The following is a 12,555-nucleotide window of genomic DNA, read 5'->3' on the forward strand; positions in this document are numbered from 1 at the left end:
GGTGGGCGGCTTCATTTCTCGGCTCGTCGGGTGGGCGATCGTCCCGGGTGATGCTCAGGAATCGGGCCCTCGGTCTATCGCGCACGAGAAGGCATAGGCGTCGAGCCGCCCGATCAGGGCCTCGATGTCACCGGCTGAGGCGTTGTCCCGCACTCGGAGCAGCGCGTGCGGGCGACCGTCTCGCGAACTGACCTCCACATCGCCGCGGAGCCCGGCGTCGTGGGTTTCCCGCATCACCACCCGCCGGACCGCATCGTGGACCAGCGGCACCTTGTGCACCTTGCCCACCGTGGTGACCGGGATTTCCTCGACGATATGGACGAATTTCGGTGCGGCCGCCGGTTCGGGTGCGTGGGAGCCGGCCCAGGACAGCAACTCCGCCGGTGACGCGCAGGCGCCGAGCCGCAGGACGACATACGCCGCGGGCACTTCGCCGGCGTGGCTGTCCGGTCGTGGTACCACCGCGGCGGCTTCGATATCCGGATGCGCGAGCAGCGACTCCTCGACCAGCCGCGGGTCGATATTGTGCCCACCGCGGATGATGACGTCGCGGGCTCGGCCTGCCAGCGTCACGAATCCGTCGGCGTCGACCCGTCCCAGATCGCCGGTGATCAGCCAGCCGTCGACCACGATCCCGGTGGGGTCGGGCGTGGGGCCGCCTGGACCCGCGCGGAGATAGCCGGGAAAGACACTGGGTCCGCGCACGGCGAGGACCCCGGTGTCCCCGGGCGCGCAGTCAGCGACCGGCCTGCCGGCGTCGTCGACCCGGACCGCCTTGATCTGCTGGTCGGGCAGCCGCAGTCCCAGCGCGCCGGGACGGTTGCCGCGCACCGGCGCGAGCACGCTGGCGCAGGTGGCTTCGGTCAGTCCGTACCCTTCGAGCATGGGTACCCCGGTCGCGGTTTCGAAATCGCTTCGGACTCGGCTGGGAAGCGGGGCCGCACCGACGATTCCGGCCCGCAGGCTGGAGATGTCGACGCCGTCCGGAACGGCGGGCAGCCCCGCGTACACCGTGGGAACCGCCGAAAAGCCGGTGACGCGATAGCGTTCCACGATCCGCCAGAAATCGGCCATCGCGGTCCGGTCCCGATAGCCGAGCGGTCCGAGCGACACCACCGACCGTGCCGAGTAGAACGGTGCGAGCGCGGTGACGAGCACCGCGTTCACATGGAACAGCGGCAGTCCGGCCAGCATGACCGCGTCCTCGCCGAAGATCTCGTGCTGGGCCAGCGCCCACGCGAGAGAGACCTCGTTCGCGTGCGTGTGGGCCGCGACCTTCGGCGTGCCGGTCGTTCCGCCGGTATGGAAATAGGCGGCCACATCCGTAGGCCGGGGCAGCCGATCTGTCGTGAGCTCCGCGGGCTGACCGGCGGACAGCGCGTCGAAGTCGCCGACCCACTGTGCGGGCGGTTCGGCCACTTCGCCACCGACCGTGATCAGCGCCCGCAATCCGGGCAGCGCCGCGACCACCTCGCACGCCGTCCGCCACATCCCCGGGTCGAGTTCCGGTGCGGCAGCGATGAGTATCCGCGCTTCGGTGAGCCGGAAGATATCGATGATGTGCTCGGTCGCGAGCATCGGATTGACCGGATTGGCGATGCCCACCGCCTGGGCGCCGAACAGCGCCGCGTACGTGGCGCCGGTGTTGGGCAACAGCAGGCCCACCACCCCGCCGGGCTCGAGACCGAGCGCCGCGTACAGGTTCGCCGCCCGGTTCACCCGGAGCAGGAGATCCGCGTAGGACCAGGTTTCGGGCCGATCCCACCCTCGGCCACCCCGCAGCAGGTGGAGGGCGGGACGGTCGCCTGCCCGGCGAGCGGCGGCCGCGAGCAGTTCGTAGGTGCTGTCGGGCCACGCGCGCTCGGCCGGCGATATCGACTCTAGCCGCGCGAGTTCCGCGACGGCGACGATGTCGGGCGGGGTGGGCACGATGTTCACGCGCTGACCACCCGATTGCCGAGCACGCCGATCCGCTCGACCTCCACCTCGACCAGATCGCCGGCGCGCAGGTAGCGTTCCGAGAACACCCCGGCGCCGCGCGGTGTGCCGGTGCAGATCACGTCACCGGGTTCGAGGGTCTGATAGCACGACAGATACGCGATCAGCTCCGGGATGGAATGCAGGAAGCCGCTGGTCCGATCTTCTTGGCGCAGGTGCCCGTTCACCCGGGTGCGGAGGCCGAGATCCGGCGTATCGGTGAACTCGTCGGCGGTGACCAAGCAGGGGCCGAGCGGTTTGAAAGTGTCGAAGCTCTTGGCGACGCCGATCGATGCGGTCGGGTCCCCGGTCATCGCCCGGCGCTGGATATCGCGCGCGGACACGTCGTTGACGATCGTCAGCCCGGCCACGTGCGCCCACGCCTCGTCCACGGTCACCGCGGTGGCGGTCGTGCCGATGACGACGGCGACCTCACCCTCGTAGTCGACGTACTCGGCCGCCACCGCGGGCAGCCGGATCGGATCGGCGGGACCGGTCACCGCCGACCCGGCGCAGACCTGGAGGTTCGGTTCGTCCGGGAGCGTGATATCCGGTGTGCCCAGCGCCGCGAACATCGCCAGCGCCTCGCTCGCGTGGCTGCCGTAGTTCAACCCGACGATCAACACCTTGCCGGGCCGCGACACGGGGGAGCGCAGCGTCGCGGGCGTCAGCGGCTGTTCCCGCAGCACCGGCGCGGTCCGGGCGGCGTCGACGCCCGGACCGCGCAGGAGCGCGCCCACGTCCGGATACGGCAGATCGAGCACGGCGAGCACGCCGGCCCGGTCTTCCCTGGCGAGTCCGCTGTCGAGGGCGTAGAGACGCATATCGAACCTCCTTGTTCGCCGGCTACCCACCGGCCCGTTCTCTTGAGTGTCAGTTAAGAGCATGTCTTAGCTCTCAGTCAAGAGCGGGCATAGAGTGGTCGCATGCCCAAGAATCGTCAGGAGATCCCCAAGGCCGAACGTCAGGCCGAACTGGTCGCGCAGGCGCGCGAGCTCTTCGTCGGCAACGGCTATCGCGGCACCAGCGTGGCGGCGGTCGGCCGGGCGGCCGGTATCGCGCCCGCGGCGGTGCACTGGTATTTCCCCACCAAGGATGACCTCTTCGCCGCGGTGATCGCCTCGATCTTCGAGGCGGAGCGGGCCCGGGTCGAGGCCGACGCGACCCTGTCGGGGGATCCGCGCGCCGAACTGGTCGCCCTGCTGGTGCGGATGGAGCCCTATCGGGCGCTGCATCGCGTCGCCTACGAGCGAATGGAGGAAACGGCGACCCTGCGGGCGGTCTACGAGCAGATGCGCGACTGGCTCGAGCAGCGGCTTTTCGCGGCGATGTCGGAGCGGGCCGGTGGCGGTGCCGATCTCGCCTCGGTCGCCGACCTCGCCCACGTGTTGTTCGAGGGGCTGCTGGTCAGCGTGCGCCGCCTGGATCGGCCGACCGACGAGCTGATCGATCTGCTGATCGCCACCCTCGTCGCCGCCGCCGCGAAAGCGGGATGACCGCCACCTCTTGACTTTCATTCATGAGCGGGCCTAGCTTCTCTTGTATCGCATTCAAGAGATGTTCTCGGCTCGAAGGAGAGTCCGCTCATGGCATCACCGGCAAAACTCGCGCACGTCGTCCTGCGGACCGGTCGGCTATCGGAGATGGTCGACTGGTACGTCCAGGTCCTGGAAGGACGCCTGGTCTTCGGCACCGACCTGCTGGCGTTCGTGACCTACGACGAGGAACACCACCGCGTCGCCTTCCTGGCGACCGGCGCCTCGCAGCGCCCGACCGACGCGCACTCGGGCCTGCATCACGTGGCCTTCACCTACGACACGCTCGCCGACCTGCTCGCCACCTACGAACGGTTGAAGGCGCTCGAGGTGCGGCCGTTCTGGACGATCAACCACGGCCCGACCACCTCGATGTACTACGAAGACCCCGACGGCAATCACATCGAGCTGCAGATCGACAACTTCGCCACCGACGCGGAGCTGGCCGACTTCTTCGAGTCCGGCGCCTTCGCCGCCAACCCGATCGGCGTGGAATTCGATCCCGACGACCTCGTCGCGCGCTTCGGCGCGGGTGAGTCGTTCGCCGACCTGGTGCGGCGGCCGTGAGCGCGCCCGATCGGACGCCGGTGCTCATCGTCGGCGCGGGACCGGTCGGCCTGGCGACGGCGTATGTGCTGGGTCGGCACGGTGTCGCGAGCCTCGTCTGCGAGCGGTTCGGCGGGATCAATCCGCATCCCCGCGCGCATGTGGTCAACACCCGATCGATGGAACTGCTGCGCTCCTGGGGCATCGCCGACGCGGTCACCGGCGACGCCGTCGCGCCGGAGTGGATGCGCAATATCGTCTGGAAGCAGACCCTGGCCGGCTCCGCGCTCGGTCGGATCGACCTCGCCGATGGCGGACAGGACCGAATCCTGCGCCGCGCGGGCGCTTCTCCCGAGATGATCACCTCGTGCGCGCAGGATCGCGTCCAGCAGCGACTGCTCGACGCGCTGCGGGCACAGGGCATGGCGACGCTGGCCTTCGAGACCGAGGTTCGCGGTGTCGCCGACGTGGGTGATCACGTGGCGGTCGAGCTCGAATCCGGTGGCAGGCGCCGTACGGTGCAGGCGCGCTACGTCGTGGCGTCCGACGGTGCCGCGGGCACTCTGCGTGACGATCTCGGCATCGGCATGGCGGGCGTGCCCGAGCTGGGGCAGCAGCTCAACATCTATTTCCACGCCGATCTCGCACCGTGGACCGAGGCGGACCCCGCGCTGCTGATCTGGCTGATCAACGCCCACTCGCCCGGTGTGCTCATCGGCATGGACGGCGACCACCGCTGGACGTTGAACCGGCCGTTCGACCCCGCTCAGGAATCGCTGTCGGACTACACCCCGCAGCGCTGTATCGACCTGGTGCGCACCGCGGTCGGGAGCGCCGATCTCGCCGTCGACATCCGGTCGGTGGGGACATGGACGATGGCGGCCCGGACCGCGGCGAGCTATCGCGCCGGGCGGGTCCTGCTCGCCGGGGACAGCGCGCACCAGTTTCCGCCGACCGGCGGGCTCGGCATGAACACCGGTCTCGCCGACGCCGACAACCTGGGCTGGAAGCTCGCCGCCGTTCTCGGCGGCTGGGCGCCGGACGCCCTGCTGGACAGCTACGAGACCGAGCGCCGCGCGGTCGCGGTCAGCAATACCGAGCACAGCGTCGGCAACGCGCTGCGCATGGTCGATGCCGGGGTCGGCCCGCTGACCGTCGAGATCGCCCAGCGGCTCGACAGCCCGGATCCCGAGGTGGCGCAGCGGGAACGCGACCGGCTGGCCGCCGCGATCCCGCAGCACCGCGCGCACTTCGACGACCTCGAGCAGGAACTGGCCTATGTCTACGACGCGGACGGCGTCGCCACCGATCCGATCGGCACCGCCGTCGTCGGTGCCCGGCTGCCGCACGTGTGGACCCGCTACGACCAGGCGACGATCTCGACCCTCGATCTGCTCGGGCCATGGTTCACCGTGATCGCCGGCGCGGCCGGATCGTCCTGGGCGACAGCGACAGCCGAGGCCGCCGGGCAGATCCCGATCCGCGCCTTCGTGGTCGGCCGGGAGCTCGATCTCGACCCCGGCCGGCTCGGTATCGGCACGACGGGCGCCGTCCTGGTGCGGCCGGACGGGCACATCGCCTGGCTGACCGATCGCGCGTCCGAGACACCGGTCACCGACCTGACCCTCGCCCTGCGCGGTGCCCTCGGCCTCTGTGCATCCGCGTCCCGACAGACCTCGTAGAAAGCCATCGATGTGACCGAACACCCCGCGCCGGTAGCACTGTCGGACCGGTACACCCAGCTGACCGGTGCCGTGCACCTCACCGGCATTCAGGCCCTAGCGCGGTTGCCGCTGGAACTGCGCCGCGCCGATCTGCGGGCGGGCAGGCGCACCGCCGCATTCGTCTCCGGCTACGAGGGCTCACCGCTGGCCGGTTACGACACCGAACTCGCCCGCAACGCCGCGCTGCTGACCGAGCACGACATCGTCTTCCAGCCCGGCGTCAACGAGGAACTGGCCGCGACCGCGGTCCAGGGCACGCAGCTGGCGTCGGTCCAGGACGACAAGCGCGTCGACGGGGTCGTCGCGCTCTGGTACGGCAAGTCGCCCGGGCTGGATCGCGCGTCCGACGCCATCCGGCACGCGAACATGATGGGCACCCACCCCGACGGCGGCGTACTCGCCCTCGTCGGTGACGATCCGGCCGCGAAGTCGTCGACCGTGCCCGGCGCGTCCGAGGCGTTGCTCGCCGACCTCGGCCTGCCGACCCTGTATCCGGCGGATCCCCAGGAGGCCCTGGACTTCGGGCTGCACGGCGTGGCGATGTCGCGGGCCTGCGGGCTGTGGGTGGCGATGAAGATCGCGACCAATGTGGCCGACGGATCGGGCACGGTGGACCTGGCCCCCGACCGGGTCCGCCCGGTGGAACCCGACCGGACCGTCGACGGCACCGTCTACCGGCACGAGGTGACCGCACACGTGCTGCAGCCGACCCTCGGCGTGCTCGAGCACAGCCGCGAGGGCGCGCGGCTGGAGATCGCGCGGCGCTATGCCGTGGCCAACGACCTCAACCGCATCACCCACCGTGGCGTGGACGACCGGCTGGGGATCGTCGCCGCGGGCAAGACCGCACTCGATGTGCGCCAGGCACTGGGCAGCCTCGGCCTCGACGACGCCGAATTGGCCAGACACGGTATCCGCCTGTTGCGCCTCGGGATGATTCATCCGCTCGAGCCGACGGTGGTCCGGCGGTTCGCCGAGGGGCTCGACGAGATCATCGTGGTCGAGGAGAAGCGGCCCTTCCTCGAGACCGCGATCAAGGACGTGCTCTACGGCAAGCCGGACGCCCCCCAGGTCACCGGTAAGAAGCTGCCCGATGGCGCCGCCTTCCTGCCTGTCGACGGTGAACTCGACCCCGACATCATCGCGACCAAGCTCGCCGTCCGGCTGACCCAGCTCGGTGGATTCCCGTCGGTGGCCGCGTGGCGTGGGCGCGCTCGCAGCGAAACGCTGTCGCGCGCTCTGCCTTTGATCACCCGGACGCCGTATTTCTGCTCGGGCTGTCCGCACAACATCTCCACCAAGACACCCGAAGGCGCAACGGTCGGCGCGGGCATCGGCTGCCACGGAATGGTGTCGCTGATGAGTCCCGCGCAGGTCGGCGATGTCACCGGCCTCACCCAGATGGGTGGCGAGGGCGCGCAGTGGATCGGCATGGCGCCGTTCCTGGCGCGCACCCACTTGATCCAGAATCTCGGTGACGGGACCTTCCACCATTCGGGCAGTCTCGCCGTGCGCGCGGCGATCGCGGCCGGCAGTCACATCACCTACAAATTGCTCTACAACTCCGCGGTGGCGATGACCGGTGGTCAGCAGGCCGTCGGGGTCATGTCCGTCGCCGAGATCTGCGCGGCGATGCGCGCCGAGGGAGTCGCGCGGATCATCGTGACGACCGACGAACCGCGCCGGTACCGCAAGATCGCGCTGCCCAGGGGAGTCCAGGTCTGGCATCGGGATCGGCTGATCGAAGCCCAGGAGACCCTGGCCACGATCACGGGTGTCACCCTGCTGATCCACGATCAGGAGTGCGCCACCGAGCTGCGGCGCAAACGCAAGCGTGGACTCGCGCCGAAGCCGATCGAGCGCATCGTGATCAACGAACGGGTGTGCGAGGGCTGTGGCGACTGCGGACAGAAGTCGAACTGTCTGTCCGTCCAGCCCGTCGACACCGAATTCGGCCGCAAGACCCGAATCGATCAGTCCTCCTGCAATATCGACCGTTCCTGCCTGGCCGGTGACTGCCCGTCGTTCCTGTCCGTCGTGCCGGCGCCGGACCATCGCCGCGCGCCCGCGGTGCCCGCCGGTCCGACCGATGTGCCTCGGCCGCCCGCGACCTTCCCCGCGACTCACACCACGCGCATCACCGGCGTCGGCGGCTCCGGCGTGGTGACCTTGGCGCAGTTGCTCAGCACCGCGGCCACGCTGGGTGGGCTCCGGGTCCGGGCACTGGATCAGACCGGGCTCGCCCAGAAGGGCGGTGCGGTGGTCTCCGACATCACCGTCTCCCGCGAGCCGATCGACCAGGGCAGCAAGGCGATCGCCGGGGGCTGCGACCTGTACCTCGGGTGCGACCTGCTCGTCGCCGCCGATCCCCGCTATCTCGTCGCCGCCGATCCCGCGCGGACCGCGGCGGTCGTCTCCACCAGCGAGGTCCCGACCGGGCAGATGGTCACCGATCCCGCCGTCTCGTTTCCCGCGGCCGGACCGATCCGCGCCGCGATCGAGGCGACCGTGGTCGAAGCTCGCTTCCTCGACGCACGCAGCGTGGCGATCGCGCTGCTCGGCGCGGATCAGTTCGCCAATCTGCTGCTCGCGGGAATCGCCGTCCAGACCGGCGCGTTGCCGCTGGCGCCGGCCGACATCGAAACGGCCATCGACCTCAACGGCGTGGAGGTCGCGGCGAATACGGCCGCTTTCCGCTACGGCCGGCTGGCGGTCGCCGACCCCGACGCCTTTGCCGTGGCATTGGCCGAGGCGACAGGCCCGGCCGAAACACCCCGCGCGCGTTCGGCTTCGGCGGACCAGCTGCTGGCGACCGTGCACGCCGCACCCGAATCCGAGCTCCACCGACTGCTCGCGCTGCGCATCCCCGACCTGATCGACTACCAGAACGTCGCCTACGCACGGCAATTCAGCACATTCGTCGAACAGGTGCGCCTCGTCGAGACCGAGCGAACGCCCGGTTCTACCGCCCTCACCGAGTCCGTCGCGCGCCATCTGTACAAGCTCATGGCCTACAAGGACGAGTACGAGGTCGCCCGCCTCTCGCTCGACCCCGATATCCGCGCGTCCGTCGAGGCGGAATTCGGTCGCGGCGCCCGCATCTCCTACCGGCTGCACCCGCCTGTGCTGCGTGCGCTGGGGATGAAGAACAAGCTCGAACTCGGGCCGTGGTTCCGTCCGGTCTATCGGAGTCTGGTCTCGATGCGCCGAGTCCGTGGCACCCGCCTGGATCCCTTCGGCGCCGCGGGGGTTCGCCGGACCGAGCGTGCCTTGATCGCCGAATACCGGACGGCCGTCACCGAGCTTCTCGCCGGGCTGAGCAGCGAGACCCTTCCGCTCGCGGTCGAAATCGCCGATCTACCGGACATGGTCCGCGGCTACGAGTCGATCAAGATGGACAACGTCGCGCGCTACCGTGCCCGGATGGCCGAGCTGATGGCCGGATACTCCGACGCGGCGTCGCGCGGAGGTTCCCGATGACGCGGTGGGTGCGCATCGGGTCCTAGGCGCCGACCGAGGACAGCAGCATGGGCAGCGCGTTGCGCATCTGCACCTGCCAGGCGTCCCAGTTGTGGCCCTGGGACGGCACGTAGCGTTCGTCGACATTCGCGCCGAGCGACTGCAGCTTGTCGACGAAGCGGTAGTTCTGTTCGTAGGCCAGCGATTCCACGGGATCGTTCTTGCCGTAGGAGACGAACAGCGGGATTCCGGTCAATTTCGACGCCTGGGTGTACGGGTTGTTCTGCTCCCAGATCGAGCGCTGCGCGGTGTAGTCGCCCCACACCCGCTTCCAGTCCGCGGCGCACCCCTGGCCCGGCTTGTCGGGGTCACCGGGTGCGCCGGAGTCGTGCAGCGGGTCGACATTGCCGCTGAAGGCGGCGGCGGAGCGGAACCATCCCTGGTACTTCGCCGCGAACTTCATCGCGCCGAGACCACCCATCGAGTTGCCCGCGACAGCCCGGGTGGTGCCCGCCCGGTAGCCGGATTCGAGAATCGTACGCACGTCGTCGGTGAGGTACTTCTCCCAGGCGGGTGCGCCGTAGGCGCCGTAGTTCCACCAGTCGGAATAGGCGCTGCACCAACTGGTTTCGGGCAGCACGTAGATCGCTTCGGTGCCCGCGGTGAGGGCTTCGAGGTCGCCCTTGTCGGTCCAGGACTTGTGGTCGTCGAACCCGCCGTGCAGCACCCAGATGGTGGGCCAGGTGCGTCCGGCGTTCTTGGACCAGCCGTGCGGGAGCAACAGCCGCACGACCTTCACCGCGAAGCCGGGGCCTTCGAGGTTGGGGGAGGAGATCCCGATGTCGAGAATGCGGTCACTGACCCTGGTTTCCCAGCGCACCGTGCCCGCGGCGGCCTGCGCGGGAGCGGGCAGGGTGAATGTGGCGGCGACGGCGGTGAGCAGGGCTGCGAGGGCGAGGGATAGGCGAGGTCCGAACATCGGAGGGTCCTCTCGATCGACGGTGCGCGCCGCGGTGGTCACGGGCGGCGTCGACGCGCGACCCGAGCGCTGGGCACATCGGCGAATACTAGTGTTCGGCAATTGTTTCCGCTGGCGATCCGCGGCATTCCCCGCGCCCGGCGCCGGTGGTCGGACCGACGCGGGGGCGCCTCGGCGGTACTGTGCGGGTCGGTACCCACGGAGCGGAGGCTGACGTGAACGAGATCTGGCCGGTGGTGCACGCCGAGCGTGCTGCCCTGATCGCGGACCTGACGGACCTGCCCGCGCAGCGGTGGTCCACGCCGTCACTGTGTGCCGGCTGGGACGTGCACGACGTCGTGGCACATCTGACCGACGACGCGAAGACCACCCGCCTGGGATTCTTCGTCCACTTCGCCGCTGCCCGTTTCGATTTCGACCGTTTCAACGACGCGGGCATCGCGCGGGAGCGGGCCGCGGACCCGGTGCTGACGTTGGCCGCGTTCCGCGCGGCGAGCCACCGGACCACCGGTGCCCCCGCGCCGAAGGCGACCAGGTTGATCGAAGCGTTCGTCCACGGCGAGGACATCCGCCGCCCCCTCGGCCTGCACCGGGACTACCCCGTCGCGCCGATCGTGACCGCGGTGCGACATCAGCTCGGCACCTCGGTGAAGGTCGGCGGAGGCAAGGAACGCGCACAGGGCCTTCGCCTGACGGCCACCGACGCGGACCTCGAGGTCGGTGCCGGCCCGCAGGTGCGCGGCACCGCCCTGGCGCTGCTGCTCGCGCTGTCCGGAAGACCGCTCGAGGCCGGCGAATTGGACGGTCCGGGCGCCACGACCCTGACGGGCCTGCCGCACGCCGGGTGAGCGCGACGCCCACGCGGTGAACCGCCGTCGACGCTGACCGGCCACCGGCGCGGCCGACCTCGCCGCACCTGGGTCGCCGGTGGTGCGCGGCGCACCGTCCGCCGATCGGCCCGAGCGAAGTGGCCGGGCGTATGGAACGCCGGTGCGCGCCGGGCGGCTGCGCACCGCGTGGCAGGCCGCGCATACCCCGGTGGCGGACGTCCCTCGATGGGCCGCGATCACCGCCTTCGCCATCCTGTTGGCGGTGCTCCCGTCCAGCCTCCGGCGAATCGGCGTGGCCTTCCTCGACGACGACGCCGCGGGCAAACGCGGAGATCTTCCGTTGCACCAGCGGGCATCCGGTGATCAGCGCAGCGAGCCCGGCCAGGCGGGCGCTGGTCACAGGCTTGCTCGGCAGCTGGCACCAGCCACGGTGGTCGATGGCCGCCGACACCAGTTGCTGGCCGGTCACGGTCAGCGCGATGGTGGTGGCGGCGCCGATCTGCGGGATGACGGTGACGTAGGTCGCCGCCGCGACCCCGCCCAGCCGGCCCCACCACGGCACCGTCCGCAACGGGGCGACCCGCGGCCGCGGCGTGCGGCCGGTGACCACGAGGACGGCCAGCGCCACCGCGATGGTCACCGTCGCCACGACGAACGACCACAGTCCGGTGACGAAACGGATCGTCGAGCGCCCGGCGCAACGCGGCGTTGGTCGCGCCCTGGACCGGAAGTGCCGCGCCGGCACCGAGTCCCAGCGCGATCCAGCCCACCTGCGCCCTCGCGCAGGTCTGGCCCCGACCACCGGTGAGCTGGCTGCGGATCACCACCACGATCCCGGCCAGCAGCACCGCGGCGCCCAGCAGCATGCCCGGTCAACGGCCGCGGCTCGACGCCGAGCAGCCCGCCGACGTCGAGCGCGAGGGAGGCGAACCTCTGCCCGGTGACGAACAAGCCGACCGAGGTCGGCATCATGGGCGCGCTCGGCCACGTCGTCGCCCCCTTCGGCCCGCTGCGCGCAGGCACCGTCGACATCCAGCTGCTGTGGCTGCCGGTCCGCGAGCCCGACATCACCGTCGGCCCCACCGTGCTCGTCGAACCGGTCCGGCTCGCGGTGCCGGAGGGCAGCGAATCAGTCACGCGCGCGACGATTCCGATCGAGGACCTCGGCGACCACATCCTGTGCGATATCGGCACCGGCGCACCCGGCTACTGGGCCGACGAGCTGATCCCGCCCCGCACGCCCGCGGGTCGCCCGATCCCGCGTGGTCCCCGCGTGCACACCCTCCGGGAGATGCTGGCCGCCATCGCCGCGGGCCGGGCCGTCGCCCTGGCCCAGGAACACTGCGTGCGGTACTACGCCCGCCCCGGCGTGGTGTACGTGCCGATGCCCGACGGCCCGCGTTGCCGCTGGACCTTCGTCTGGCGCGCCGACCCCGAGACCGAGCTGATACGCGCCTTCGCGGCAGTCACGGGTGATTTCGCGGCCTCCCGTACAGCGTCCTGAC

At 70.4% G+C, this 12,555-nt stretch carries 9 protein-coding genes and 1 pseudogene; 6 read left to right on the plus strand and 4 right to left on the minus strand.

Annotated features, from left to right (window positions below):
* Window positions 1–54: 54 nt before the first annotated feature.
* Together Q7X29_RS13095 and Q7X29_RS13100 are read right to left on the minus strand one after the other, a co-directional pair.
* On the minus strand, window positions 55–1,938 hold the full coding sequence (locus Q7X29_RS13095; RefSeq protein WP_308248635.1) for an acyl-CoA synthetase: 1,884 nt from the start codon (window positions 1,936–1,938) through the stop codon (window positions 55–57).
* Window positions 1,935–2,801: a fumarylacetoacetate hydrolase family protein gene (locus Q7X29_RS13100; RefSeq protein ID WP_218721021.1), complete on the minus strand. Its 867-nt coding sequence runs from the start codon at window positions 2,799–2,801 to the stop codon at window positions 1,935–1,937. Before Q7X29_RS13100 ends, Q7X29_RS13095 begins: the two co-directional genes overlap by 4 nt.
* Window positions 2,802–2,903: 102 nt before the next feature.
* Here Q7X29_RS13100 and Q7X29_RS13105 point away from each other — a divergent pair, with 102 nt between their 5' ends.
* The 4 genes from Q7X29_RS13105 (at window position 2,904) to Q7X29_RS13120 (ending at window position 9,262) form a co-directional block, all read left to right on the plus strand.
* The gene (locus tag Q7X29_RS13105) at window positions 2,904–3,473 is read left to right on the plus strand and encodes a TetR/AcrR family transcriptional regulator (RefSeq protein WP_316574201.1); all 570 of its coding nucleotides are present in this window, start codon (window positions 2,904–2,906) and stop codon (window positions 3,471–3,473) included.
* A gap of 90 nt (window positions 3,474–3,563) precedes the next feature.
* Window positions 3,564–4,079, plus strand: coding sequence for a VOC family protein (locus Q7X29_RS13110; protein ID WP_316574202.1), 516 nt, complete (start codon window positions 3,564–3,566; stop codon window positions 4,077–4,079).
* On the plus strand, window positions 4,076–5,740 hold the full coding sequence (locus Q7X29_RS13115; protein ID WP_316574203.1) for an FAD-dependent monooxygenase: 1,665 nt from the start codon (window positions 4,076–4,078) through the stop codon (window positions 5,738–5,740). The genes Q7X29_RS13110 and Q7X29_RS13115 overlap by 4 nt, the downstream gene beginning before the upstream one ends.
* Before the next feature lie 12 nt (window positions 5,741–5,752).
* Entirely contained in the window at window positions 5,753–9,262 is a 3,510-nt protein-coding gene (locus tag Q7X29_RS13120) for an indolepyruvate ferredoxin oxidoreductase family protein (protein WP_316574204.1), read from the plus strand.
* Window positions 9,263–9,284: 22 nt separating this feature from the next.
* On the opposite strand, the gene Q7X29_RS13125 is transcribed toward Q7X29_RS13120, so the two are convergent.
* The gene (locus tag Q7X29_RS13125) at window positions 9,285–10,220 is read right to left on the minus strand and encodes an alpha/beta hydrolase (RefSeq protein ID WP_316574205.1); all 936 of its coding nucleotides are present in this window, start codon (window positions 10,218–10,220) and stop codon (window positions 9,285–9,287) included.
* 215 nt (window positions 10,221–10,435) lie between these two features.
* Between Q7X29_RS13125 and Q7X29_RS13130 the strand changes: the two genes are divergently transcribed.
* The gene (locus tag Q7X29_RS13130; protein WP_218721027.1) at window positions 10,436–11,068 is read left to right on the plus strand and encodes a maleylpyruvate isomerase family mycothiol-dependent enzyme; all 633 of its coding nucleotides are present in this window, start codon (window positions 10,436–10,438) and stop codon (window positions 11,066–11,068) included.
* A 394-nt stretch (window positions 11,069–11,462) separates the two neighbouring features.
* Here the strand turns inward: Q7X29_RS13130 and Q7X29_RS33040 are convergent.
* Window positions 11,463–11,852 (minus strand): annotated as a pseudogene (locus tag Q7X29_RS33040) (DMT family transporter); the annotation flags it as partial.
* Window positions 11,853–11,990: 138 nt separating this feature from the next.
* Between Q7X29_RS33040 and Q7X29_RS13140 the strand changes: the two are divergent.
* A complete protein-coding gene (locus tag Q7X29_RS13140) occupies window positions 11,991–12,554 on the plus strand; it encodes a LysR substrate-binding domain-containing protein (protein ID WP_316574207.1) in 564 nt (187 codons plus the stop codon).
* Window position 12,555: the final 1 nt, after the last annotated feature.

The sequence above is a fragment of the Nocardia canadensis genome (assembly GCF_032656385.1).
In the GTDB taxonomy this organism is placed as follows: Bacteria; Actinomycetota; Actinomycetes; order Mycobacteriales; family Mycobacteriaceae; genus Nocardia; species Nocardia canadensis.

What these genes read in the sequence shown, in the direction of transcription:
- Q7X29_RS13100 (WP_218721021.1), bottom strand. Translation starts at nt 2,801, where the DNA reads ATGCGTCTCTACGCCCTCGACAGCGGACTCGCCAGGGAAGACCGGGCC.
- Q7X29_RS13105 (WP_316574201.1), top strand. Translation starts at nt 2,904, where the DNA reads ATGCCCAAGAATCGTCAGGAGATCCCCAAGGCCGAACGTCAGGCCGAA.
- Q7X29_RS13110 (WP_316574202.1), top strand. Translation starts at nt 3,564, where the DNA reads ATGGCATCACCGGCAAAACTCGCGCACGTCGTCCTGCGGACCGGTCGG.
- Q7X29_RS13125 (WP_316574205.1), bottom strand. Translation starts at nt 10,220, where the DNA reads ATGTTCGGACCTCGCCTATCCCTCGCCCTCGCAGCCCTGCTCACCGCC.